General features: G+C 68.7%; 22 protein-coding genes and 1 tRNA gene. 19 read left to right on the top strand and 4 right to left on the bottom strand.

The annotated features are described in order from the left end of the window. Positions 1–249 precede the first annotated feature (249 nt). The 6 genes from KEC57_RS03745 to KEC57_RS18850 all read left to right on the top strand — a co-directional run bounded on the left by KEC57_RS03745 (position 250) and on the right by KEC57_RS18850 (position 5,328). A complete protein-coding gene (locus KEC57_RS03745) occupies positions 250–1,605 on the top strand; it encodes a D-alanyl-D-alanine carboxypeptidase family protein (protein WP_229383182.1) in 1,356 nt (451 codons plus the stop codon). A gap of 39 nt (positions 1,606–1,644) precedes the next feature. Continuing rightward, a complete protein-coding gene (locus KEC57_RS03740; RefSeq protein ID WP_229383181.1) occupies positions 1,645–2,886 on the top strand; it encodes an amidohydrolase in 1,242 nt (413 codons plus the stop codon). A gap of 61 nt (positions 2,887–2,947) precedes the next feature. Next, entirely contained in the window at positions 2,948–4,036 is a 1,089-nt protein-coding gene (locus tag KEC57_RS03735) for an alpha/beta fold hydrolase (protein ID WP_229383180.1), read from the top strand. 122 nt (positions 4,037–4,158) lie between these two features. Further along, positions 4,159–5,010: a class I SAM-dependent methyltransferase gene (locus KEC57_RS03730; RefSeq protein WP_229383179.1), complete on the top strand. Its 852-nt coding sequence runs from the start codon at positions 4,159–4,161 to the stop codon at positions 5,008–5,010. Beyond that, positions 5,007–5,159 carry a hypothetical protein gene (locus tag KEC57_RS03725; RefSeq protein WP_229383178.1) on the top strand — a complete coding sequence of 51 codons (153 nt, stop codon included), beginning with the start codon at positions 5,007–5,009 and terminating at the stop codon, positions 5,157–5,159. Before KEC57_RS03730 ends, KEC57_RS03725 begins: the two co-directional genes overlap by 4 nt. 37 nt (positions 5,160–5,196) lie before the next feature. Further along, the gene (locus KEC57_RS18850) at positions 5,197–5,328 is read left to right on the top strand and encodes a hypothetical protein (protein WP_267492035.1); all 132 of its coding nucleotides are present in this window, start codon (positions 5,197–5,199) and stop codon (positions 5,326–5,328) included. A gap of 106 nt (positions 5,329–5,434) precedes the next feature. Here the strand turns inward: KEC57_RS18850 and KEC57_RS03720 are convergent, their stop codons facing one another. Next, entirely contained in the window at positions 5,435–5,944 is a 510-nt protein-coding gene (locus KEC57_RS03720) for a MarR family winged helix-turn-helix transcriptional regulator (RefSeq protein WP_229383177.1), read from the bottom strand. Positions 5,945–6,074: 130 nt separating this feature from the next. On the opposite strand from KEC57_RS03720, the gene KEC57_RS03715 reads away from it, so the two are divergent. Then, entirely contained in the window at positions 6,075–6,866 is a 792-nt protein-coding gene (locus KEC57_RS03715; RefSeq protein WP_229383176.1) for an SDR family NAD(P)-dependent oxidoreductase, read from the top strand. A 19-nt stretch (positions 6,867–6,885) separates the two neighbouring features. On the opposite strand, the gene KEC57_RS03710 is transcribed toward KEC57_RS03715, so the two are convergent. Then, positions 6,886–8,508: a VWA domain-containing protein gene (locus KEC57_RS03710; RefSeq protein ID WP_229383175.1), complete on the bottom strand. Its 1,623-nt coding sequence runs from the start codon at positions 8,506–8,508 to the stop codon at positions 6,886–6,888. 279 nt (positions 8,509–8,787) lie between these two features. Next, complete coding sequence (locus KEC57_RS03705) at positions 8,788–9,276, bottom strand: YajQ family cyclic di-GMP-binding protein (protein WP_229383174.1); 489 nt, start codon at positions 9,274–9,276, stop codon at positions 8,788–8,790. A gap of 244 nt (positions 9,277–9,520) precedes the next feature. Here KEC57_RS03705 and KEC57_RS03700 point away from each other — a divergent pair, with 244 nt between their 5' ends. The 10 genes from KEC57_RS03700 (at position 9,521) to KEC57_RS03655 (ending at position 20,802) form a co-directional block, all read left to right on the top strand. Beyond that, complete coding sequence (locus KEC57_RS03700) at positions 9,521–10,747, top strand: sugar ABC transporter substrate-binding protein (RefSeq protein ID WP_229383173.1); 1,227 nt, start codon at positions 9,521–9,523, stop codon at positions 10,745–10,747. An 82-nt stretch (positions 10,748–10,829) separates the two neighbouring features. After that, positions 10,830–12,449: an ABC transporter permease subunit gene (locus tag KEC57_RS03695; RefSeq protein ID WP_229383172.1), complete on the top strand. Its 1,620-nt coding sequence runs from the start codon at positions 10,830–10,832 to the stop codon at positions 12,447–12,449. 1 nt (position 12,450) lies between these two features. Then, entirely contained in the window at positions 12,451–13,383 is a 933-nt protein-coding gene (locus KEC57_RS03690; RefSeq protein ID WP_229383171.1) for a sugar ABC transporter permease, read from the top strand. Between the two features lie 7 nt (positions 13,384–13,390). Beyond that, positions 13,391–14,872, top strand: a complete 1,482-nt coding sequence (locus KEC57_RS03685) for an alpha-amylase (RefSeq protein ID WP_229383170.1) — start codon at positions 13,391–13,393, stop codon at positions 14,870–14,872. 70 nt (positions 14,873–14,942) lie between these two features. Further along, positions 14,943–16,856 carry a glycoside hydrolase family 13 protein gene (locus KEC57_RS03680; protein ID WP_229383169.1) on the top strand — a complete coding sequence of 638 codons (1,914 nt, stop codon included), beginning with the start codon at positions 14,943–14,945 and terminating at the stop codon, positions 16,854–16,856. After that, positions 16,853–17,641, top strand: a complete 789-nt coding sequence (locus KEC57_RS03675) for a hypothetical protein (protein ID WP_229383168.1) — start codon at positions 16,853–16,855, stop codon at positions 17,639–17,641. Before KEC57_RS03680 ends, KEC57_RS03675 begins: the two co-directional genes overlap by 4 nt. A gap of 99 nt (positions 17,642–17,740) precedes the next feature. Further along, positions 17,741–18,241 (top strand): FBP domain-containing protein, encoded by a 501-nt coding sequence (locus KEC57_RS03670; RefSeq protein WP_229383167.1) that lies wholly within the window; start codon positions 17,741–17,743, stop codon positions 18,239–18,241. Beyond that, positions 18,238–19,179, top strand: a complete 942-nt coding sequence (locus KEC57_RS03665) for a PfkB family carbohydrate kinase (protein WP_229383166.1) — start codon at positions 18,238–18,240, stop codon at positions 19,177–19,179. The genes KEC57_RS03670 and KEC57_RS03665 overlap by 4 nt, the downstream gene beginning before the upstream one ends. A gap of 99 nt (positions 19,180–19,278) precedes the next feature. Then, a tRNA-Tyr gene (locus KEC57_RS03660) sits at positions 19,279–19,360 on the top strand. Positions 19,361–19,758: 398 nt separating this feature from the next. After that, the gene (locus KEC57_RS03655; protein ID WP_229383165.1) at positions 19,759–20,802 is read left to right on the top strand and encodes a hypothetical protein; all 1,044 of its coding nucleotides are present in this window, start codon (positions 19,759–19,761) and stop codon (positions 20,800–20,802) included. Between the two features lie 123 nt (positions 20,803–20,925). Here the strand turns inward: KEC57_RS03655 and KEC57_RS03650 are convergent, their stop codons facing one another. Further along, the gene (locus KEC57_RS03650; protein WP_229383164.1) at positions 20,926–22,527 is read right to left on the bottom strand and encodes a phytoene desaturase family protein; all 1,602 of its coding nucleotides are present in this window, start codon (positions 22,525–22,527) and stop codon (positions 20,926–20,928) included. A gap of 120 nt (positions 22,528–22,647) precedes the next feature. On the opposite strand from KEC57_RS03650, the gene KEC57_RS03645 reads away from it, so the two are divergent. Both KEC57_RS03645 and KEC57_RS03640 read left to right on the top strand, forming a co-directional pair. Next, positions 22,648–23,448 (top strand): inositol monophosphatase family protein, encoded by an 801-nt coding sequence (locus KEC57_RS03645; protein WP_229383163.1) that lies wholly within the window; start codon positions 22,648–22,650, stop codon positions 23,446–23,448. Positions 23,449–23,936: 488 nt separating this feature from the next. Then, positions 23,937–25,265: a M23 family metallopeptidase gene (locus KEC57_RS03640; RefSeq protein ID WP_229383162.1), complete on the top strand. Its 1,329-nt coding sequence runs from the start codon at positions 23,937–23,939 to the stop codon at positions 25,263–25,265. The last annotated feature ends 35 nt before the right edge of the window (positions 25,266–25,300 follow it).

The following is a 25,300-nucleotide window of genomic DNA, read 5'->3' as shown; positions in this document are numbered from 1 at the left end:
GGGCGCCCGAGAGTCGAACCATGGCGAGAACGGCCAAGAGACGTCGGCTGCCTCGAGGTGCGGTACACTGAAGGGGATAGGCGGATTTCTCATCCGTCTCGCCCCGGCCGCGTGGTAACGGTCGGGGCTCTTTCTTTTCCTGCCGGCGCAGCGCGGAGCCGGCGGCGACTTCGCCATCGGGTTACAGCCGCCCGCATCGCAATGCCGCGGTGATGCATGATGGGATCCTGCATTCACCGATGGAGCCCGATGACGACGGATCACCAATCGCCGGACGAGCTGGCTGACCTCGCCGAGTTGATGCGGCACGAGCAGGAATTCCCCGCTCGCTCCAGCCGGGACGATGCGACGCGTCGTCGTCGTCGCCGCCGGGGACTGATCGTCACTGCGGTCGTGACCGCGATCGTGCTCGGCACCGCCGGAGGCTACGTCGGCTGGGCGCTGACCGCGCCGCTCAGCGCACCCGTCATCACATCGAGCACGCCCGAAGTGGCGGCGCCCGCCGCTGCGGTGATCGCCCTTCCGTCGGAGGGGGCCTCGGCGGTCAGCGTCTCCGGGGGAGATGCGTATCTGGGCGCTGCGGCGAGTGGCACCTGGTCGGCGAGCGGGACCGACGAACCCCGCTCCATCGCCAGCATCAGCAAGCTGATCACCGCGCTCGTCGTCCTCGATGCGAAGCCGCTCGCGAACGCCGACGATCCGGGGCCCACCATCACCTTCGACAAGGCCGATCACGACCTCTACGACAAGTACTACGTGATGGGCGCCACGATCGCGGCGATGCCGACCGGCAGTTCGATGTCGCAGCGCGATGCCCTCTCGACGATGCTGATCCCCTCGGCGAGCAACTATGCCGAAGCGGTCTCGACGTGGGCATTCGGATCGCAGAGCGCCTTCCTGAACGCCACGCGGCGCTGGCTCGCGGCGCAGGGGCTCACCGGCACGACGATCGTCGAGCCCACCGGCATCAGTCCGCGCAACACGAGCACACCGGCCGATCTGCTGGCGATCGGAAAGCTCGCGGCGGCCAACCCGGCGATCGCGAAGATCGTGGCGACCCGCTCGCTCTCGCTGCCCGGCCCCGGTGGGATGTCCAATACCAACGACCTGCTGGGCAGTGACGGAATCACCGGACTCAAGACCGGCAACCTGGGTGAGGGCAGCTACAGCCTGCTGTACACGGCATCACTCGATGTCGGAGCGGGGGAACCGCTCAGCGTGACCGGCGTCGTGCTCGGTGGGCAGTCGCGTCAATCCGTCAACGTGAGCGTGCTCTCCCTGCTGGACAGCATCCGCGGCGGGTTCCACGAGGTGCCGTTGTCGACGGCCGGCCAGCAGGTCGGCTCGTACTCGACGCCATGGGGCGCGACCGCCCGGATGGTCGTGGCCGAGAACTCGTCGATCTTCACCTGGTCCGACACGGCGATCACGTCGACGATGGACACGACGACGCCCACGGCCTACGAGGACGGCGAGGTGGTCGGCAGCATCACCTGGAACGCCGGACCGAATACCGTGACGGCCGCCGTGGAAGTGGAGGGGACGATCCGTCCGCCCACCGCCTGGTGGCGCCTCACCCACCCCTCCGAACTCGGCGGTCGATAGGCCCGGCGACCCGATGATCCGGCCGCTTAGGCTGGAGGGATGACTGAATTCCTGGCGATCACCGGTGGCTACGTCGTTCCTGTGAGCGGCGAACCGATCCAGAACGGGACCGTCGTCGTCGCCGACGGTGTGATCTCCGCCGTCGGCGGGCCCGGCACACCGATTCCGGACGACGCTCGCGTCGTAGACGCATCGGGCAGGTGGGTGGTCCCCGGGTTCGTCGAGGCGCACGGCCATCTCGGCGTGCACGAAGACGGCGAAGGATGGTCGGGCAACGACACCAACGAGATGACCGACCCGAACGGGGCGCGATTCCGCGCGCTCGACGGCATCGACATCGAAGAGATCGGCTTCCGCGACGCCCTCCGCGGCGGAGTGACGACCGCTGTCATCAAGCCGGGTTCGGGCAACCCGATCGGCGGGCGCACCGTCGCCCTCAAGACATGGGGCGGACGAACCGTCGACGAGCAGGTTCTGGCGCTGGATGTCTCGGTCAAGTCCGCACTGGGCGAGAACCCGAAACGCGTCTACGGCGACAAGAAGCAGACGCCCTCCACCCGTCTCGGAGTCGCATCGGTTCTTCGGGACGCATTCGTGAGTGCGCGCAACTACGCCGACAAGCGCGCGGATTCGGCGGCGAAGGGCGAGCCGTTCGCGCGCAACCTCACCGATGAGACGCTTGCGGCGGTGCTGGACGGCGACCTCGTGTGGGATCAGCACTGCCACCGTCATGACGACATCGCCACCGCCATCCGCATCGCCGAGGAGTTCGGCTACGACCTCGTCATCAATCACGGCACCGAGGGCCACAAGATCGCCGATGTGCTGGCAGAGAAGGGCATCCCCGTCATCTTCGGCCCGCTGCTCACCTCGCGTTCGAAGGTCGAGCTGCGAGACCGTGCGATCGGCAATCTCGCGCTGATCGCGGCGGCCGGGGTGAAGGTCGCCATCACGACGGATCATCCGGTCGTCCCGATCGAGCAGCTCCGGCTGCAGGCCATCCTGGCCGTCCGCGAAGGGCTGCCCGCGAAGACGGCGCTCGAGGCGCTCACCGTGAATCCGGCATCGATTCTCCGATTGGATTCACGCGTCGGCGCGCTCGAAGAAGGCCTCGATGGCGACATCGTCGTGTGGTCTGCAGATCCGCTCGCGATCGAGTCGGAGGTCGAGCAGGTCTTCATCAACGGCCGGCCCGCGATCGAGCCCACCGCCGCCGATGACCCGACGCCGCGGATCGTGGACCGCTGGGAGCGATTCGGCCGCAACTCCTGGATCGGGTGAGCACGACCCTTCTCCAGATCCACCCGATGTGCTCGCCGCGCGAGGCTCCTATGATGTCGGCGTGGACACGCCCAGAGCCGATGTCGTGCAGGACATCCGCTTCGCGCGCTCCGCGGACGGAGTCGGGATCGCCTACGCGGTGCACGGCTCGGGGCCGCCGCTGCTGATCGACGCCTGCTGGCTGAGTCACTTGCAGTTCGACTGGGAGAGCCCGGTCTGGCGCCACTACCTCGTCGAGCTGGGCAAGGTCGCGACCGTCATCCGCTACGACGAGCGCGGCCACGGGCTCTCGGACCGCGGCGTCACCGACCACAGCCTCCAGGCGCGGGTCGCCGATCTCGAAGCGGTGGTGGCGGATGCCGGCCTCGATCGGTTCGCGCTCATGGCGATGGCGCAGGGCGGTCCGGTCGCGATCGAATATGCCGCGCGGCATCCGGAACGACTGACCCGGCTGATCTTCTACGGGAGCTATGCGGGCGCGCAGGCTGCCGCATCTGCGGAGGAGCTCGAGCTCCTCGCGGCGTTCGAGGCGCTGATCAGGGTCGGATGGGCGCGACCGACGTCGGAATTCCGCAGGGTGTTCAGCAGCATGATGATCCCCGGCGGCACCGAGGAGCAGATGCGCTGGCTCGACGATCTGCAGGCACGCGCGTGCGACACCGAGACCGCGGTCCTCTCGCGCTCGCAGCGTCAGGTGGCGGACTCCACCTGGCGCCTGCCCGAACTCGATCTTCCGACTCTCGTCATCCACAGCCGTGGTGACCAGATGAACGAGTTCCACCATGCGCGGGAGCTCGCCGTCGGCATCCGCGGGGCCAAGCTCGTGGCGCTCGACAGCAACAACCACATCGTGCTCTCCGACGAACCCGCGTGGCCCGCCTTCCTGCACGAGGTCGCGGTGTTCATAGAGCCCGATCGCCGGACGGTTCCCGGGGTCGTCGCCGACGATGTCGCCGCCATGGTCTCGCCGCGCGAGCTCGACATCCTTCGCCTGGCAGCGGCCGGCTACGACAACGACGCCATCGCGGCCGAGCTGTTCCTCTCGGTGCGCACGGTGGAGCGGCATCTGCAGAACGTCTACGCGAAGCTCGGGCTGAGTGGCCGGACGGCCCGGACCGCCGCTGTCGCGCGGCTGCTCTCGGGCGCCTGAGCACATACGCGTCAGCCGCCATCGGTCACTCGCCGGTCGCGGCGGCTTGCGCGTCGGCGCCGATGTGACGAGGGGTGCGCGATTCCTACCGTGGTGACATCACCCACCACAGGAGGAATCGAATGTCATCATCCACCCGCACCACCCTCACCGCAACCGAGGAGGACCGCGCACTCAAGGCGAAGCACGCCGCGATGTGGGCGAGCGGAAACTACCCCGCGGTCGTCGACGAGGTCGTGCATCCGCTCGGCGCCATCCTCGTCGAGAGCGTGGACGTCCGGCCCGGGCAGCGCGTTCTCGACGTCGCCGCCGGCACGGGCACCTCCGCGATTCCGTCGGCCCGTCGCGGCGCCGACGTCGTCGCGACCGATCTCACGCCCGAGCTGCTCGCGGTCGGACGCGCCGCAGCCGACGCAGAGGGGATCGAGCTGACGTGGCAGACCGCGGACGCGGAGGCGCTGCCGTTCGGCGATGCGGAGTTCGACGTCGTGCTGTCGAGCATCGGCGTGATGTTCGCACCGCACCACCAACTGGCGGCGGACGAACTCGTGCGCGTGTGCCGACCCGGCGGAACGATCGGCGTCCTGAGCTGGACCCCGGGCGGCTTCATCGGGCAGCTCTTCGCCACGATGAAGCTCTATGCGCCGGCGCCCCCTCCCGGCGCGTCGCCCGCCCCGCTGTGGGGCAGCGTCGAGCATGTCCGCGACCTGTTCGGCGATCGCGTCGAGGAATTCGTGGTCCGTCAGCAGTCGCTGCCCGTGCACCGATTCGCCAGCGGCGCGCAACTGCGCGACTTCTTCAAGGCCAACTACGGCCCGACCATCGCGGTCTACCGCTTCCTCGGCGAGGACGCGGAGAAGGTCGCCGCCCTCGATGCCGACATGGCGGCACTCGGCGACAGGTTCATCGATGCGGGCGCCATGGCGTGGGAGTACCTCATCGTCACCGCGGTGCGTCGCAGGAGCACGTCATGAATCCGCTCATGTACGGCGCCTTCCTCCCCGACGGCGTGCAGCTCAGTCGTGAGGCCGCGCGGCGTCATGCGCTCCAGGAAGCGCGCCCGAAGCCGGAGCGCGTGCGTCGATCCGTCCTCCGGGCCTGGCGTCCCCTCGCTCAGGCGTGACCTTCTATCCATCACTCGCTCAGGAAGGAGCCGCGACATGTTCCTCGTTCTCGCTCTCGCCGGACTCTGCGTCGTCGGCGTGGTCGCCGCGATCGTCGCGACGGTGCGCGATTCGCGCGGGCCGGTGCCCACGCTCAGGGACTACGACACCCGTCGCCCGGTGCTGTGACCCGCGAGATCAAGCCCCGCGTCTCTTCGGAGGAGCGGGGCTTCGTCGGTGGAGGAGCGTGGTGCACCACGAGCGCGCTGCGGCTCCCCTCTTCGGTGAGTCGCGCTCAGCCCGATACTTCCCGCGGCGAGGCGGGCGGGGTCCAGATCGAGTCCGGAGCGATCGCCGTCGAGATCCTCCGGCTGATGACTCCGAGTTGAGTCGCCTGGCTGCGCGTGAGCGCGTCGAAGACGAGCCTCTGAACGAGGGCATGATGACCCGGCGTCGACTCGACGACCTTGTCGTGACCCTCTCCTGTCAGTACTCCCAACGTGAATCGTCCGTCGCTGGAGTCGACCACGCGCCGCACCCAGCCCTTCGCCTCCAGACGCGAGACCGCGCGTGAGAGCCGCGAGAGAGTGCAACTCGCATAGTTGGCGAGCGCGCTCAGCCGGAGCGAGCGCTCGGGGGCGACATCCAGTGCGTAAAGGATCCCGTGCTCGAAGTGGGTGAGCCCGCTGTCGCGCTGCAGCTGCGCGTCCAGAGCCGTGGGTAGTCGCTCCAGCATGGTCGCCACGGAAGCCCAGACAGCGAGGTCCTCGATACTCAGCTCGGCAGTTTCCCGCGGTGTCGACATGCCCCGAGTGTATGCGATCAACCAGGCGAATCGTGCCGTTTTAACTTGCGCAGGCAAGTGAAACGCGCCTATCGTGACTTGCGTAGGCAAGCGAAGCGCGACATGACGCGCACCGAGGACAGGAATGAGCATGGATCTGAAACTGCGGGGAAGGACCGCCTTCGTGAGCGGTTCGAGCCAGGGGATCGGGTACGCGATCGCCTCGGCGCTCGCTGCCGAAGGTGTGCAGGTCACGCTCAACGGTCGAGATGCGGTACGGCTCGCCGCTGCCGTCGAGCGACTCCGCGACGAGCATCCGCGATCGAATCCCACCGGCGTCGTCGCGGATTTCACGAAGCCTGAGGAGGTGGCGCGACTCATCGAGTCGCTCGGAGAGATCGACATCCTGGTCAATAACGTCGGACTGTTCGGTCTCGCCGAATTCGAGTCGGTCCTCGATGAGGAGTGGGCACGCTACTTCGATGTCAACGTCATGAGCGGAGTGCGCCTCTCTCGGCATGTGCTCGGTGGGATGCTGCATCGGGGATGGGGCCGCATCCTCTTCATCAGCAGCGAATCCGGAGTGAACGTGCCCGCAGACATGGTGCACTACGGAATGACGAAGGCCGCGATGATCGCGCTCGGCAACGGCATCGCGAAACTGACGCGGGGCACGTCTGTGACGGTCAACACAGTGCTCGGCGGTCCGACGTACTCCGACGGGGTGGCCGCGAGCATCGCGGCGGTAGCCGCTGGGCAGTCGATCTCGACCGAGTCCATGAAGGACGCCATCATCGGCCAGAACCGCACCTCGCTGCTGGAGCGCTTCATCGATCCCGCCGAGATCGCGAGTCTGGTCGTGTACCTCGCCAGCCCGTTGGCATCTGCCACCAACGGTGCAGCCGTGCGAGCTGACGGCGGCGTGCTGACCGCGATGATCTAGGGGCGATTGCTATCCGGGCCTACCCGCAGTTCGGGCGGCAGCCGCGCTGGGTGACCGCGTCGATCAGCACACTGCCGATGTCGGTCGGCTCCAGCGCCTGATATGCCGCACCGTCGGTGGCGGCGGCGATCTGCTCCAGGGCGGCCTGGTCGGTGTCGGGGCCGTAGCCGATCGCGATGACGGCGACGGGCTTCGCCGGATCGCGCAGGAGCTCGAGCTGCGCGAGCAGCCCCGGCAGGTCGAGGCCCTCGTCGTCCTCGTTGAACCCGTCGGTATTGAGCAGGACCAGGTTCACCCGACCATGGACGTACGTCTCGCGCATGTACTTCACGGCAGCGAGCACGCTGTCGTAGAGACCCGTCCCGCCGCCGACGAGGCTGTCGAGACCGTTCGCCGCGTCGATCGTGCGCTGTTTGTGCGCCGGGTCGCTCAGTGCACCGAACGGGACGATCTCCTGCCAATCCTGCGCGCCGATCCGCTGGCTCGAGAACACCCAGGTGGCGAGGGACGAGTCGGCCGACAGGGAATTGACGGCGCGGACGGCAGCCTGTTCGAACAGGTCGATGCGGCGCATATCGGCGGTAGCCGGCTGGAGCATGGAACCTGAGACGTCGTTGAGGGAGAGCATCCGTGATGGCGCCGTGAGCACCTGCCAATTGCGCAGTGCTTCGGCTTCATCGGCGCCGTCGACGGGCATGGATGCGGCATCGGCGTCGTCGGCGGCCGCCTCCGTGGTCGAGTCCTGCGCGTTGCCCGCCGCGTCACGCAGTCCGTATTCGGCGAGTCGGTCGATTCCACCCGCGACCGCCGCGGAGAACGCTTCCACTGCCTCGAGCGTGCTGTCCGAAGCGTCGGCGAGCGTCACGAAGGGCGCGCGCAGTGCGGGCTTCACGTCGGCGGGGTAGACCGGCACGAGGGGGGTCCTTGCGTCCGCGTCGTAGTTCAGCACCGCCTGCTCGGTGGTCACGGCGATGGTCGGCGTCGTCGCAGCGGATGCCGCGGCGAGCGCATCGGCGGCGGTCGGAACGACGCCGGGATCGAGGCCGAGCACGAGCGAGGTGTACGTGCGGGGGTCTCCGCCGACCGCGGTCTGCAGAGCGAGCAGCGCGGCCGAACTCGCGGCGACCTTCGATGGATCCGGCAGTATGGCGGCGACCGAACGCTCCGCGAGGCTCGAGAATCCCGTGCCCGCGCTCTCGAGAGCGGCCGCCGTGGGCTCCGTCGCCGCGAAGACGACCGGGGTGCTGGCCACGGCCGGGCCGACGTCCAGTCCCACGGAGTCCACACCGATGAGCTCCGCGTGACGTTTCGCCCATGCGGGCCACATCGCGGACTCCGGCACCCAGAGGTCGAAGTCCGGTGTCAACCCCGCGGCGAGTGCCGCAGCCGTGACCGAGCTGTCCTTGGCCCGGATCGCCACTTCAGGGCAGTCGGAGCGAGAACCTGTCAGATCGGCGAGGATCGCCTCGAGTGCACCCGTCATCGCCGGAGCCGCGGTGACGCGCAGGCTCGCCGGCAGGCACTCGCCCGTCGAGGTCGGCTGCTGCGAGAATTGACCGGCTGCTCCGCGCGCGAAGAAGACGCCGAGCACGGCGGCGAGCGCGACGGAGAGGACGAGGACGATGCCCAGGAGAACGAACAAGCGCTTGCGTTGACGCGCGGCCCGTGTGGCAGCGCGTGTGAGGGCACCGTCGTTGGCGGGCGTGACCGATTGCACCCGAATCACATGCACTCCGATGGGCGGCGGGCGGGGCCCGCGGGGGATACGACTTCGTATCGGGGATACGTCATCGTACGTGGGGGGATACTCCAGTGGAGTATAGGGGACGGGGCAGCGCCTTCAGCAGGCGTACCGTCGACCTCTTCCTTTTCCCACCGACCCCGTTGCAGCCCTCACCCGACCGCGCGGTGCCGTCGTGCGTCAGCGGTAGTTGATGAACTGCAGATCGACCTCGAGGTCGGCGGCCTTGAGCAGCCGCTGCACTTCCTGCAGGTCGTCGCGCGACTTCGACTGCACGCGGAGCTCGTCGCCCTGGATCTGCGACTTCACCGACTTCGGGCCCTCGTCGCGCAGCAGCTTGCTGATCTTCTTGGCGTTCTCGGACGAGATCCCGTCCTTGATCGTCGAGACGATCCGGTACTCCTTGCCGCTCGCGAAGGGTTCGCCCGACTCCAGGCTCTTCAACGAGATGCCGCGCTTGATGAGCTTCGACTGGAAGACGTCGAGCACGGCCTTCGCGCGCTCTTCGCTGCTCGCCTTGATGAGCACCGACTCGCCGCTCCACTCGACCGAAGCGCCGGTCCCCTTGAAGTCGTAGCGCTGCTCGATCTCTTTGCGCGCTTGATTGAGGGCGTTCTCGGCCTCCTGGTGGTCGACTTTGCTGACGATGTCGAACGAGGAATCTGCCATGCGGGGCAGTTTAGTCGCCGAGCGGATGCCGCGCCCGAGCCGTGTCGGGAAGGTGACTGCAAGCGATTCCACGATGGCCCGATTTGATCACGGCAAGATATCAATCGTTCGGCCGTGTTGCTAGATGTGGCACCGCCGGGTAAGAATGTAAGCGCTTGCATTCCGCAGGCGAGAGTCGAACCCGCATTGTCGCGAACGGCAGCGCGGCCGAACTCACTCAGTACTCCAGAGAGGCACTGCACCGATGAAGGTGAACAAGAAGAGCTGGCTCGCTTTCGGCGGCCTGGCCGTCGCTTCGATCGTTCTGGCCGGCTGCGCCGGCAGCGGCACCCCCGCCGAGACCGAAGACGGCGACGCGTCGGCTGAACTGACCGTATGGGTCGACTCGGAGCGCGTCGACGCGCTCCAGGGCGCGGCTGACTCCTACTCCGAGAAGACCGGCGTCAAGGTCGACATCGTCGGCAAGGACAACAGCACCATCAAGGACGACTTCATCCAGCAGGCGCCGACCGGCAAGGGCCCGGACGTCGTCATGGGTGCCCACGACTGGCTCGGTGAGCTGTCGACGAACGGCGTCGTCGCGCCGATCGAGCTCGGCGACACGTCCGAGGACTACCTCCCGGTCGCGCTGCAGGCGTCGACCTACGAGGGCACCACGTACATGCTCCCGTACGCGGTCGAGAACATCGCGGTCCTCCGCAACGCCGACATCATCCCCGAGGCGGCGGCAAGCTTCGACGACATGATCGCCAAGGGCACGGCCGCAGGCCTCGCGACCCCCTTCGTGGTCGAGCAGGGCGTCGAGGGCAACCCGTACCACCTCTACCCGTTCCAGACGGCATTCGGCGCCCCGGTGTTCGGCACCGACGCCGACGGCAGCTACGACCCCACCGACCTGCAGATCGGCAACGAGGGCGGCTTCGAGTTCGCCAACTGGCTGGGCGTCCAGGGCGCCGCGGGCACCCTCAACACCGACATCGACGGTGACATCGCCAAGACGAAGTTCCTCGAGGGCGAGGCCGCCTTCTGGCTGACCGGTCCGTGGAACGTCAGCGCGGCGACCGATGCCGGCATCAACGTCGCGATCGACTCGATCCCGAGCCCGACCGACGCCGCCGCTCAGCCGTTCGCAGGTGTCAAGGGCTTCTTCGTGAGCTCGGAGTCCGACAACAAGGTCGCGGCGAACGACTTCCTGGTGAACTACATCGGCACCGAAGAGGTTCAGCTCTCGCTGTTCGAGGCCGGCAACGTCCTGCCCGCTCTCACGGCTGCTGCCGACACCGCTGCCGCCGACCCGATCGTCGCAGGCTTCCAGGCTGTCGGCGCCGACGCGGTCCCGATGCCCGCGATCCCGGCCATGGGTTCGGTCTGGCAGTACTGGGGTATCGCCGAGGCGGCCATCATCAACGGTGCCGACCCGACGTCGACGTGGCAGAAGCTCACCGATGACGTGAGCGCCGCAATCCAGTAAGACACTGCGGTCTCGCGACCGCGAAAGGCGACCGGGACGGATGCCACGGCATCCGTCCCGGTCCCGATGATGAGGACGACCAATGACCGACACCCTCACCACCCCGACAGGTGAGAAGTCCCCGCCGCAAACCCGCAAGCAGCGCAGCGCCACCCGCATCGCCGACGCCGCCGGCGGAAAGACCCGCTGGCTGCTGTTGAAGATCGCGATGCTCGCGATCGTCGACGCCGTCGCGGTGTACGCGGTTTTCGTGCTCCTCCTGCACAACGAATGGCTGGTGCTGAGCCTTGTCGCGGCGGTCACGATCCTCGTCAACTGGATCTACTTCTCGCGCACGAAGATCCCTGCGAAGTACCTGACGCCGGGCATCATCCTGCTCATCGTCTTCCAGATCTTCACGCTCAGCTACACCGCCTATATCGGCTTCACGAACTACGGCACCGGGCACAACGGCTCGAAGGACCAGGCCGTCGCCTCGCTCATGCGGTCGTCGCTGGTCCGGGTCGATGACTCGCCGACGTTCGACGTGGCCGTCGTCGAGCGCTTCAACGAACTCGGACTGCTCGTCACCGACCCGACCGATGGCGACGTCTCGCTCGGCACTAACACGCAGCCGCTCGAATCCGTCGATGCGACGATGGAAGGCGGAAAGGGTGTCGCGGTCGACGGCTGGACCACGCTGTCGTTCGCCGAGGTGCTGCAGCGCAGCACCGACGTCGAGCAGCTCGCCGTCGCGTACACCGACGACCCCAACGACGGGGCCATCCGCACGCAGGACGGGCAGAAGGGGTACCTCTACACCTCGACGCTCGAGTACGACCCCGTGGCCGACACCATGACCGACACCACCACCGGCACGGTCTACGTCGACAACGGCGAGGGCGCATTCACATCCGCGTCCGGCGAGCAGCTGCTCCCGGGCTGGCAGGTCTTCGTCGGCTTCGACAACTTCGTGCGCGCCCTCACCGACACTGAGATCCGAGGCCCGCTCGTCGCCGTCACGGCATGGACCTTCGTCTTCGCTGCGCTGTCCGTCGCCACGACGTTCTTCCTCGGACTGCTTCTGGCGCTGGTGTTCCAGAGCAAGCGAATGCGGTTCAAGAACGGCTACCGGATCATGCTTATCCTGCCGTACGCGTTCCCGGCGTTCCTGTCGGCCCTCATCTGGGCGGGCATGATGAACAAGAGCTTCGGGTTCATCAACCAGGTGCTGTTCAACGGCGCCGAGATCCCGTGGCTGACCGACCCTGTGCTCGCGAAGTTCTCGATCCTGCTCGTGAACCTCTGGCTCGGCTTCCCGTACATGTTCCTCGTCTGCCTGGGGGCACTCCAGGGCATCCCCGAAGAGGTCAACGAGGCCGGCGTCATGGATGGTGCCAACCCGTGGCAGATCTTCCGTCGCATCAAGCTGCCGCTGCTGCTGGTGACCGTGACGCCCCTGCTCATCGCGTCGTTCGCCTTCAACTTCAACAACTTCAATCTGATCTACATGCTCACCGGCGGTGGGCCACGCTTCGAAGACGTATCGATACCCGTCGGCCACACCGACCTGCTCATCTCGATGGTCTACAAGGTCGCCTTCACCGGGCAGAACCGTGACTACGGTCTGGCTTCGGCGTTCACGATCCTGATCTTCATCGTGGTCGCGGTCATCTCGATCATCAGCTTCCGCAAGACCAAGGCCCTCGAGGAGTTGAACTGACATGACCCAGAGCGCTCTCCTCGAAGACCGCACCGCCATCGTCCCGGACGAGGTCCGGCACGATAAGCCCCGACGCCGCACGTTCGGCAAGTGGTTCGGCGACACCGGCTGGCGCCACGTCGTCGCGATCGTCGTCTCGATCTTCGCGATCTTCCCGCTGCTGTACGTCCTGTCGGCATCGTTGAATCCGCGCGGCACGCTGACCGGCTCCAACGCGCTGTTCTCGCAGGTCGGATTCGACGCGTATGTGCGCATCCTGACCGATCCCGCGGTGCCATATCCGATGTGGTTCCTGAACACGCTGCTCGTCGCGACGATCACCGGGTTCACGATGGTCTTCATCGGAGCCCTGGCCGCGTATGCGTTCTCGCGCATGCGGTTCAGCGGTCGCCGCGTGGGCCTGGTCACCATCGTCGTCGTCCAGATGTTCCCGCAGCTGCTCGCCGTGGTCGCGATCTTCCTCATGATGAGCGCGATCGGTGACTGGTTCCCGGCGATCGGTCTCAACACGCTCAGCGGCCTGATCCTCATCTACCTCGGCGGAGCGCTGGGCGTGAACACCTACCTCATGTACGGGTTCTTCAACACGATCCCCAGAGAACTCGACGAGGCGGCCAAGATCGATGGTGCAGGCCACGCCCGCATCTTCTTCACGATCATCCTCCGACTGGTCGCGCCGATCCTTGCCGTCGTGGGCCTGCTGTCGTTCATCGGAATCGTCAACGAGTACGTGATCGCCAGCGTCATGCTGATCGACCCCGAGAAGCAGACCCTCGTCGTCGGCCTCACCAAGCTCGTCTCGAATCCGCGCTACGCGGACTGGGCTGCGTTCTCGGCGGGTGCCGTGATGGCGGCGATCCCGGTCGTGGTGCTGTTCCTCCTGCTCCAGAAGTACATCGTCGGCGGGCTCACCGCGGGCGCAACGAAGGGCTGATCGAGGGATGCCGCGTCCCTCTCGCTCCGGCATCAGCCGGGGTCGGCTGGGCGTACTCGCGATCGCGATCGCCGCGGTGCTGACGGGTTGTGCGCCCCAGGCCGCGGCGCAGCGCGCGACGCCCGACGTCGGCATCCAGCTCTTTCAGCTGCCGTGGTCGTCGATCGCCGATGAATGCGAGGCGACGCTGGGCCCGAGTGGGTTCTCATGGGTGCAGACGTCGCCGCCGAACGAATCCATCGCGCGCGACGAGTGGTGGGCGTCGTACCAGCCGGTGGGGTACGACCTCGACTCGCGGCTCGGGACACGGGACGACTTCGCCGACATGGTGATGCGCTGCGACGCCGCCGGGGTCGACGTGATCGCCGACGCCGTGATCAATCACATGACCGGGCAGGATGCCGCGGGCACCGGGTTCGCGGGCACGCCCTACGCGCACTATGAATACCCCGGGCTCTACGGCGCGGACGACTTCCACCACTGCGGGCTGGCGCAGGGCGACGACATCGTCGACTACACGTCCCGCGAGCAGGTGCAGACGTGCGAGCTCGTCAACCTTGCCGATCTCGACACGTCGAGCCCTCACGTGCGCGAGACGATCGTGACGTATCTCGACGATCTGCTGTCGCTGGGAGTCGCCGGGTTCCGCATCGATGCGGCAAAGCACATGGCCGCGGACGACGTCCAGGCGATCGTCGGAGAACTGCCGGAAGGCACGCGGATCGTCAGCGAGGTGATCCGTGGCGGCGCGCGCGAACCCGTGCAGCCCGAGGAGTACACCGGATTCGGCGAGGTGTTCGAGTTCAGCTACCCGCGCGATCTCGGGCCCCAGGTCCAGAGCGCCGCGTTCGCCGATCCGGTGCTGGAAGGCGACCGGCCTCTGCTGGTGCCGGCCGACAAGGCCGTCGTGTTCGTGGACAATCACGACACCGAACGCGGCGAGGCCGCCGTCACCTACAAGGACGGCCCGCTCTACGTCATCGCGAACGCGCTGATGCTCGCCGACGACTACGGAACCCCGGTCGTGTTCTCGGGGTACGCGTTCACCGACCGCGACGCCGGTGCGCCCGCCGATGCCGAGGGCGCCGTGCTGCCCGCGTCGTGCGAGGGAGCGACCGGGCCGGCAGATTCGTACCTCGACGGCGAGCGCACGTGCGTGCAGTCGTGGACGGCGATCGCCGGAATGCTCGAGTTTCGAGCCGTGGCATCGGATGCCGCGCGGCTGCGCGGCGTCGAGGCGGGCTCCGCCTACGGGTTCGAGCGCGAGGGTCGCGGTGTCGTCGCCGTCAACGCGGGCGACGACGACATCGCCATCGAGATTCCGACGTCGATGCCCGCGGGGGACTACTGCGATGCGATCACCGGCGGTCGCGACGCCGTGATCGACAGCGGATGCCGCGGCACGACCTACACCGTCGCCGACGGCGTTGCCCGGTTCTCCCTCGCCCCTCTCACGGCGGCTGCGATTCATCTGGGTTCGCAGCGCTGAAGACGGCGCATCCGTTGTTCGCCGTGTCGTCTGCGCGTGCGATCATGACACCCTCAGGAAAGGTCGGAGCATGACGAGTCTGTTGCCCCACCACGACGGTTCGCCGTTGTATGTGTCGAACCACTCACCGTCACTCGGCGACGTGGTCGCCGTGCGATTGCGTGTGCCTTCGGGGTACGGATCGCTCGCCGCGGTGCGGACGCGGTCGAACCCCGACCATGAACCGGAATGGACAGACGCGACGCCCATCGGGTCGGTGGACGGGTGGGACTGGTGGGAAGCCCCGGTCACCGTGCGCAACCCGCGCCACGGGTACCGGTTCCTGCTCCTGCATGAGGACGGGCGGGTGGAGTGGCTCAACCAGTCCGGGCTGCACACGATCGAGACGCTCGATGCCGAGGACTTCGCCCTGGTCGCGAATCCCGCACCCCCCGCGTGGCTGTACGACGCCGTGATGTACCAGGTGTTCCCCGACCGGTTCGCCCGCTCCGCTCAGGCCGATGAGCGTCCGACGCCCGAGTGGGCGATCCCCGCATCATGGGACGACCAGGTCGACCCGGTCATGCCGGCGCGTTCGCGACAGTTCTACGGCGGCGACCTCGACGGCGTGATCGACAAGCTCGACCACCTCGTCTCGCTCGGCGTGAATCTGCTCTACCTGACGCCGGTGTTCCCGGCGGCCTCCAACCATCGCTACGACGCTTCGAGCTTCGACCACGTCGACCCCCTGCTGGGTGGCGACGAGGCGTACGCGCGACTCATCGCCGCAGCGCATGCGCGTGGCATCCGCGTGATCGGCGATCTCACCAGCAACCACTCCGGGGATCGCCACGAGTGGTTCCAGGCGGCGCTCGGGCATCCGGGTGCGCCGGAAGAGGAGTTCTACTACTTCACCGACGATGCGAACACCCGCTACGAGTCGTGGCTCGGCTACGAGAGCCTGCCGAAGTTCGACTGGTCGTCGCAAGAGCTCCGCAACCGCTTCATCGAGGGTGAGGACTCCATCGTCGCGATGTGGCTCAAGCCGCCGTTCGGCGCCGACGGATGGCGCATCGACGTCGCCAACATGACGGGGCGCCTCGGAGCCGTCGACCTCAACCAGGAGGTTCGCACACTGCTGCTGAAGACCATGCTCGAGATCAATCCCGACACGATCCTGCTCGGCGAGTCGACCAATGACGCCGCCAGCGATCTGCAGGGAGATGGCTGGCACGGGGCGATGACTTATCCGAGCTTCACCCGTCCGGTGTGGGGCTGGCTGAGCGAGCCGGCCGGCACGCCGTACCTCGACGCGAACGGCGACGAGGTCACCGAGCCATGGTTCTTCACGCAGCCGGTCGGTGGCATCCCGCGCTACACCGCCGCGCAGTTCGTCGACGCCGTGGTGCAGTTCACCGCAGGAATCCCGTGGCGCGTGCGCCTGGGCAACATGCAGCCGCTCGACACCCACGACACGGCACGCTTCGCGACGAACGCGGCGCCGGGCACGATCCCGGTCGCCGTGGGCCTGTCGATGACGCTGCCCGGAGTGCCGGTCGTGTTCGCCGGCGACGAGTTCGGCCTCACCGGTGCAGACGGCGAATCCAGTCGCACGCCGATCCCGTGGGGCGCCCAGAGCGAGCCCGAGGTCGCGGCGCGCATCGCGCTCTACCGTGACCTCGTCGGCCTCCGCCGCGACTACCCCGTGCTGGCCACCGGCGGACTGCGGTGGCTGCACGTCGACGACGAGACGGTGGTGTTCGTGCGCGAGTCGTCGGACGAGAGCGTCCTCGTGCTGGCGACGAAGGGCGACGCGGATGCCGAGATCCCGGCCGGTGCGCTCGCGGGCGCGGAGGCCGCCCAGGCCGTCGTCGGCGACGCGACGCTCGCGGTCTCGGCCGACGGCTCCGTGCTGGTGACGGCTGACGGCCCCGCATTCGCGGCATGGACCCTGCCCGGCGTGACGGCGCCCGAGGGCGCCGTGCCAGACGCCGCGGCGCGATGACGTCTCCCGAGCGCTTCCAGGCGCTCAGCGAGGGCCTCACCGCGGGAGTGGAGGGCCGCGAAGATCTCATCGGCCTCGTGCTGCTCGGCTCCGCGTCGGACGAGGCGAAGTCACGACGAGACGAGTGGTCGGATCACGACTTCTTCGCGCTCGTCGAGGATGGTCGCGGGCCCGAGATCCGTCCCGACCTGTCGTGGCTGCCCGAGCAGGACCGGTTGGTGCTCACCGCGCGAGAAGGAGAGATCGGCTTCGCCGCAGTGTACGACGACGGACACGTCTTCGAGTTCGCGTTCTCTGACGCCGCCGAGCTCGCCGGCGCGCTCGCGGGCGACGCGACGATCACCGTCGACGACGAGAGCGGAACGACCGCGGCGCTCATCGCCGAGTCTCGTGATCGCGCTGCCGCGGGCGATCGATTCGATCCCGGGAACGACGTGCGCCTCGTGCTCGTGAAGCTGCTCATCGGGGTCGGCCGCGTGCGCCGAGGCGAGGCGCTGAACGGCAATGCGTTCATCCGGGTGTGGGCGACCCAGCTGCTCGTACGGGCGATCCGCGGACGCTTCGCCTCGGCATCCACCTCGCTTCGCGACACCATCGACCCCGTGCGCCGCTTCGAGCGCGACTTCCCGGAGTGGGGTGCGGGCATCGCCGCAGCGCTGGATCTTCCGGTCCAGGACGCCGCCCATGCCTTGTTCCGGCTGACCCGCGAAATCCTGGAGCCCGGGTGGGACGAGTTCCCCTCCCGCGCGGCCGATGCCGTCGCGATGCGGCTCGGCTGGGACTGACCGGTTCGGCCGTCCCGAGCCGATCGACGGTGCGGGCTCGTGGGGTGCGGGGTGGCAGAGGTACCCGTCATTCGTAGACTGGGTCCGCGAGGAGGTGCCATGCGCCCACTGACCGAAGAAGATGTGCGTTCGTCGTTCGTCAACGCCTCACCCGACGAGCTCAGGCTCGTCGCGCTGCCTGCCGACTTCGTGCTCGCCGACTGGGACCACCTGGACTTCCTGGCCTGGCGCGACCCCCGCACTCGCGGCCGCGGCTATGTCGTCGCCGAGATCGACGGCGAGCCGACCGGTGTCGTTCTCCGCGCCGCCGACGGGTCGTCGCACGCGCGATCGGCGATGTGCAACCTCTGCCACACCATGCAGCCCGCCGATCAGGTGTCACTGTTCACCGCGCGCAAAGCCGGCGCGGCGGGGGACCACGGCGACAGCGTGGGCACCTACATCTGCACCGATCTGTCGTGCCACGAGACCGTGCGGCTGGCCGCGCCGCTCGCGCCCAACGAGGTGCGCGCGAGCGTGGACCGCAAGATCGACGGAACCCGACGTCGCACCGAGGATTTCGTCGGCCGTGTGCTCGAGAAGGCAGGAGTCCGCCGATGACCGTCGTGGTCGTCGGCGATGCCCTCATCGACGAGCTGCGCGACGATTCCGGAGTGCGTGAGTTCGTCGGCGGTGCCGCGCTGAACGTCGCCGTGGGGCTTGCGCGACTCGGCGTGCCGGCGATGCTGATCGCGATGCTCGGTGATGACGAGCCCGCGACGCGCATCAGGCGGTACCTCGCCGACTTCGGCGTCGGCCTCATCGCGACCCCGTCGCTGCTCGGCACCGCGCGCGCGGTGAGCGAACGCACCGGCGGCGGCGAGCCGACCTATGTCTTCAACGAGGCCGCGCAGAAGCGGCGGATCCGGTTCGCCGATCGCGAGCGGGAGGCGATCGCGGATGCCGACCTCGTCGTGGTGAGCTGCGTCGCGTTCGATGACGCCGAGCAGACGACGGAGCTGGCTGAGGCGATCGCCGCAGCCGCCGCGCGCGCGGAGAGCGAAGGGCGGGCCGCGGCATCCCTCGCCGTCGACCCGAATCCGCGCTCCGGGATGATGCACGACCCTGCCGAGTTCGTGCGTGGCTTCGAGCGGCTCGCCGCCGGAGCAGCCCTGGTGAAGGTGGGGGAGGACGACGCGGCTCTGCTGTACGACGATCGCCTCGACGCCCTGCGCGCGCGGCTCATCGATCTCGGCGCCCAGGCTGTGCTGGCGACCGAGGGGTCTGGAGGAGCGACGCTGGAAGCCGGCGGGGTCATCGTGACGCGGCCGATCTCGAACCTTCCCGGACGCATCGTCGACACGATGGGCGCGGGAGATGCGGCGTTCGCCGCGACCGTGGCCGCGCTCGTCGAAGCGACGCCGACAGATGCCGACGGATGGGCGGCGGTGCTGCAGAGCGCCATGGATACCGCGGCCGCGACGTGTCGCTTCGAGGGTGCGCTGCTGCGCACACCCGGTGCACTGTCGGGTACGGACCTGGACCGCATCGGCACGTGATCCTCAGGCGACGGCCGCGGATTTCGAGCAGCGCCCAAGACAGCGTAAGATATTCAATCGCGCCTCCGGTCGACTGGAAAAGCTGGACGGGGGTGCATTGGCGAGTTACCCAAGCGGCCAAAGGGATCTGATTGTAACTCAGCTGTCATCGACTTCGGGGGTTCGAATCCCTCACTCGCCACAGATCGAACGAAGGGCCCCGCACGCGGGGCCCTTCGTCTTTTATTCACGGGGTTCGCACTCGTGCTGACCGGTGCGGGCAGCAAGTTCGTCATCCTCTGGCTCACCGACCTGGTCCTCGGTGATGCCGTGCACCTCGGCGGCTTCTTCTCGTCATGCCGCTGGTCATCACGCTGATCGTCGCCCGCACGGCGGTGAGGCTCGTTCTCCAGCCGGTGGCGACGGCGACCGCGGACATCGCGTGAACGGCGGCCGGCCGATCGGATGAGGCGTCGGCCCCCTCCCGCGGAACGCTGTCTGGAGTGCCTTGTCCACAAGGCGGCGCGGGCCTCGCAGCCCCGGTGACGGGCGTGCCAGGATGGGCGTGCGGGAGATCTCCTGCGACACGAGAGGACCGACATGACCGTGCCCGATCCGTATGCGACGGCCCCGTACGGGACCCCCGAGGCGCCCCGTTCGGACGCTCCGACCTCTTCGCTCTTGCGCGCGGCCATCTGGGTGGCGATCGGCGCACTGATCGCCGCCGCGATCGTGTGTGTGATCTGGGTGCTGCTGGGCGAGCAGAACGGCATCGTGGGGCGTGCGTTCCTCACGATCCTGTTGCTCGTCGGCTTCGCCGGTGTGGCGATCCTCGACGCGCACCTCGCGCCTCGCCGGCCGGCGTGGTTCGCGCTCGCCAGCATGGGCTCGTGGATCGCGATCCTGCTGATCGGCGCCGTGATGATCTGGATGCCGGAGCGCTACTCGTGGGGCGGGTTCTCGCGGTTCATCCAGTTCCTCCTGATCGTCCTGATCCTGCAGCTCGCGCTTCTGCACGTACGCCTTTACATGAAGGCGTTCCAGCGGTACGACACTCCGTTCACGAGGGTCGTCGCGATCGCCACCCTCACGCTGGTGGTATCGCTCGCGGTGCTCCTCGTCCTGCCGCTGATGCTGGGCGAGTACCTGCGTTTCCCCGACGTCTACTGGCGCGTCGTGGTCGCCGTCGCGATCCTCGCGGCCGTGGGCACCGCGCTGATCCCGCTCGTGAACGTCCTCTTCGCCCCCAAGAAGCAGCGCGTCGCCGTCGTCGCGTACGGGCAGACGCCGTATGGACACGCTCCGTACGGTCAGACGCCGTACGGACAGGCGCCCTACGGTCAGGCGCCCGCGGCCCCCGCCCTACCTTCGGCGGAGGCGTCGCAGGAGCTTCTGCCGTGGCCCACCTTCGTCGACGGGTTCACCCCTCTGCCGATGCTGCCGGACGGATCACCCGACTGGAACGCCTACTACACGGGATACCCGTCGCCGGGAGCGCACGTGTTCGGTGCACCCGATGCGATCGCCCCGGCTCCTGCGGCTGCTGCGCCCGAGCCGACGCCGGAGCCTGCGGCTCCTGCACCGCAGGTCGCTCCCGGGTACGAGGGCTTCCCGCCCGCACCGCCGCTCCCGCCCCGGCCGTAGGCGAAGATCACCGAACGGGGCGTCCTCGCACATCGTGCGCGGGCGCCCCATTCGCATCGTGCCGCGCGCGACGCGTCTGTCCCGGGGCGCTCGGGTCTCGGCGCGGGCCTGATGCGACGCGACTCAGCCCTGCAGCATCTCGAGCGCGGCCATCGCCGCATTGTGCCCGCCGAGGCCGCTGACGGCGCCGCCGCGACGTGCGCCCGAACCGCAGATCAGCACGTTCGCGTGTGCCGTGGCGACGCCCCACCGCCGGGCGGGGTTGTCGAGCGGCTCGTCGTCGTCCGCCCAGGGCCACGACAGCGGGCCGTGGAAGATGTCGCCGCCGACCATTCCGAGCGACGATTCGAGGTCGGCGGTGGTGCGCGCCTCGATGCAGGGCGTCCCGTCGGGCGCCTCGTAGACGCACTCCGCGATCGGTTCCGCCAGCACGGCATCGAGGGAACGGTGGGCGGCGGTCAGCAGCACGGTGCGCGCCTCGTCCGTCGCTCGGCCCGAGATCAGCCGGTGCGGCACCTGCAGTCCGAACAGTGTGAGGGTCTGCGCGCCCGATGCTCGCAGCTCGGGCCCGAGGATCGACGGATCGGTCAGCGAGTGGCAGTAGATCTCCGCCGGGAGAGGATCGGGGATGCCGCCGCTCGAGGCGGCCGAGTGCGCGGCGTCGAGCTGCGACATCGTCTCGTTGATGTGGAACGTGCCGCCGAATGCGGCTTCGGGCGCGACGTCCGCGTCGCGCAGGCGCGGGAGTCGGCGCAGCAGCATGTTGACCTTGAGCTGCGCCCCTTCGGGGTGGTCGCCCTCAGCGCGGGGAGCGTCGGCGGCGCCGCCCGCGGCGAGCAGCCGCGCCAGCACAGCCGGACCCACGCCGCTCAGCACGATCCGGCCCTGCAGTGTCTCGGCACGCTCGCCGCCCACCTCGACGCTCCCGTCGGGCGAGACCGAGACGACCTCGGCGCCCGTGCGCAGGTCGGCGCCCGCATCGCGGGCGGCCCGCGCGAGCTCGCCGGTGACCCGGCCCATGCCGCCGACCGGGACGTCCCAGTCACCGGTGCCGCCACCGATCACGTGGTACAGAAAGCAGCGATTCTGCCGGAGGCTCTCATCGTCGGAGGCCGAGAACGTGCCGATGAGGGCATCGGTCAGGGCGATACCTCGGAGGATGTCGGTGTCGAGAGATCGCCGCAGTACCTCCCCCAGGGGGCGTTCGAACAGGTCGTCCCACAGCGCGGGGTCGCCGAGGCGATCGCGGACATCCCGTCGACGGGGCAGCGGCTCGATCGTCGTGGGGAAGATCTCCCGCGCCACGGGAGCGATCCGCTCGGAGAAGGCGGCGAACCGCTTGGCCTCGGCCGTGCCGCCCGTCACGCGGGCGAACGAGTCCGTGGTGGCCGCGGCATCCGCTGTGTCGATCAGAATGCCGCGCGACGGGTCGACGGGATCCGGCGTATAGGAGGAGTACCGCCGACGAAGAAGACGGATGTCGAGCCCGAGGTCGTCGACGATGCGGCGGGGGAGCAGGCTCACGAGGTAGGAATAGCGCGAGAGGCGCGCGTCGACCCCCGCCCACGGTCGCTCCGACACTGCGGCGCCGCCGAGGTGGTCGAGCCGCTCCAGCACGACGACCGATCGTCCGGCCAGGCCGAGGTAGGCGGCGGCGACGAGGGCGTTGTGTCCGCCTCCGACGATGACGACATCGTGGGTGCGAGGGCGGGCTTCGGCGGCCATTCGTCCACGGTAGCCCTCCCCGAGCGAGCGGTGCAGAGCCGCCCGGAGTGCGCGAGCAGATCCGAGTGCTCGTCTTCGCCCGCGGGTGAGCCGTTCACCATCGGCCGATACCGTGGAGAGATGACCGATACCGCAACGCTGGAAGCCCTCGCGATCGACATCGCCCGTGACGCGGGCGCTCTGGCGCGGCTGCGCCGGGATGCCGGGGTCGCGATCGCCGCGACGAAGTCCGCGCTCGCCGACATCGTGACCGAGGCCGACCGCGAGGTGGAAGCGCTGATCCGGACGCGCCTTGCCGAGGCGCGGCCCGAGGACGGCTTCCTCGGCGAGGAGACCGGGGCGGAGCGCGGCACGAGCGGCATCACCTGGGTCGTCGATCCGATCGACGGGACGGTCAACTACGCCTACGGCAACCCGTCGTACGCCGTCAGCATCGCGGCGGTGCGGGGTGAGCCCGCCCCGGAAACGTGGGAGGCGCTCGCCGGTGCCGTGTTCAGTCCCGTTTCGGGCGAGCTGTTCCACGCAGCGCTGGGCGGGGGAGCCTGGCTCGCCGATCGCCGCCTCGCGGTCAACCCCGAGGTCGGACCGGCCGGCGCGCTCATCGGGACGGGATTCGGGTACGACCCGTCGACGCACGCCGGCGATCTCGCCGTCGTCGCGCGCGTCATGCCGATGGCGCGGGATCTGCGCCGGGCGGGAGCCGCGTCGCTCGACTTCGCGTACGTGGCCGCCGGTCGACTCGACGGCTACTTCGAGCGCGGACTGCAGCCCTGGGACCACGCCGCCGGAGCTCTTCTCGTGACAGAGGCCGGAGGGCGCATCGGTCGCTCGCAGCCCGATCGCTCGCCTCGCGCACCTCTTTTCGTGGCCGCCTCGCCCGCGATCTTCAGCCCGCTCGCCGAGGCTGCCGGACTGGCGTGATTCCGCGGTTTCTCACGGACTTTTCACGAAACACGGCGCGTTATCCACAGCCGTACATGGCATTCTCAGGGGCCCCGGGGTAGTGTTTACCCGATCGTTACCTTCGCTGTCCCGAACGGTGAAGGTGAAGCCCGAAGCCCGTACGTTGCCCCCCGAGCGACACGACCCGAGAGCCCGCCACCGCTTTGCCTTTCGACGCCCCCATGGCTGAACCAGCGCCCACGCGCCGATCCAGCCGGACCCCCGCAACGCCTGTCCAGGCGACGCCGGAGAACACGGGCGCATCGCGTGTGTCGAGACGACAGGCCACGGGTTCGACGCCCGAGCGTCCCACGGTCGTATGGAGCCGCGCCTCCGACGCGAAGCGGGCCGATGGCTCCGTCCCCTCGACTCCGCTGGCCGACCTCCCGGTGACGGCGACGGACTCGTCGGTCGCCTCTGAGCACCCTGCCTCCCGCCTCCCGGCACCGGAGCCTGTCTCCGCGCCAGTGACCGCCGACGTCCCCGCCCCCGCGCCGTCGACGATCGAGCAGTCATCGACGCCGGTCTCCGTGATCGAGCCCATCTTCCCGGTGGCGGCGGCCGCCGCGGTGGTTGCGGCATCCGTCGTCGTCGCCTCCGCTCCGGGGGCACCGCTCAGCCGCCGTGCGCGCCGCGCGCCGCAGGCGGCCGCGAAGCCCGTCGTCGTGCCTCCGATCGCACCCGTCGCCCCCGCCGAGGCCGCACGGCAGGCACCCGTCTTCCAGGCCGAGCTGCCGACCGCCGACGCGCCCGCGCCGCTCCTCGAGACGGTCCTCGCTCCCGCCGAGCCGTTCGAGCTTCTCGAGACGGTCGTGTCGCCCGCCGAGCCGCTCGGGCTCGCGGAGCCCCAGCCCGATGCGCCGGCGACAGCCTCGATCCCTCGGATCGACGCTTCCGCCGCCGATGAGTTCGAGGCCGCCGCTCGCCTCTTCTCCTTCACCGGCGAGACGCCGGTGCAGGCTGCTCCGACCGCCGACGACGGGGCGGACGCCGGCCCGTCGCCTCGGACGCAGACCCACGGGGTCTCGCGCCGTGAGCGGACAGGACGTGGAGCGTCGTTCCGACGGATCGCCACCGCGTCGTTCTCGATCGGCGTTCTCGGGATCGTCGGGCTGATGACCGTGGGCATGACGACCCCCGCCCAGGCCGTCGCCGCCGCGAACGGGGTCGACGCGTCTCTCTCGGTGATCGCCCCGACCGTGGGGTCGACGACCGCGCTCGACGAGGACGAGATCCAGGCGTACGTCGCGCCCGCGGGCGTCCAGGCCGACACGCTCGAGCGCACCGAGAACTACGGCACCACGACGATGGCCGAGCTCGCGTCCGAGGCCGGCATCCAGAATTTCTCGAACCTGTTCTACAACGACCCGAACTCGAACATCCAGTGGCCGTTCGCGGTCGGTGTGACCATGTCGTACGGGTTCGGGATGCGCTCGGGCAGCATGCACGAGGGTATCGACTTCACGCCCGGTGCCGGCGCACCGGTCCAGGCGATCGCCGATGGCACGGTGCGCGTGGCGTCCGAGGCCGGAGGAGCGTACGGCGTGCACGTGATCATCGATCACATGATCGACGGCGAACTCGTCTCGAGCCACTACGCGCACATGCAGTACGGCTCGCTCGAGGTCGTCGCCGGGCAGCAGGTCACGGTCGGCACGGTCCTCGGGCACACCGGCAACACCGGGCGCTCATACGGCGCTCACACGCACTTCGAGATCCTGATGAACGGCACCACGGCGATCGACCCGATGCCCTGGCTGCGCGAGCACACCGACGGCACCCACACCGTGGGCTGACGCCAGTTCGGAAGGATGCCACGGCTCTGGTATTC

This window comes from Microbacterium allomyrinae, from assembly GCF_020682705.1.
Classification (GTDB): domain Bacteria; phylum Actinomycetota; class Actinomycetes; order Actinomycetales; family Microbacteriaceae; genus Microbacterium; species Microbacterium allomyrinae.
Note: the sequence above shows the minus strand (reverse complement) of the source record. Positions and strands in the feature narration are given on the sequence as shown.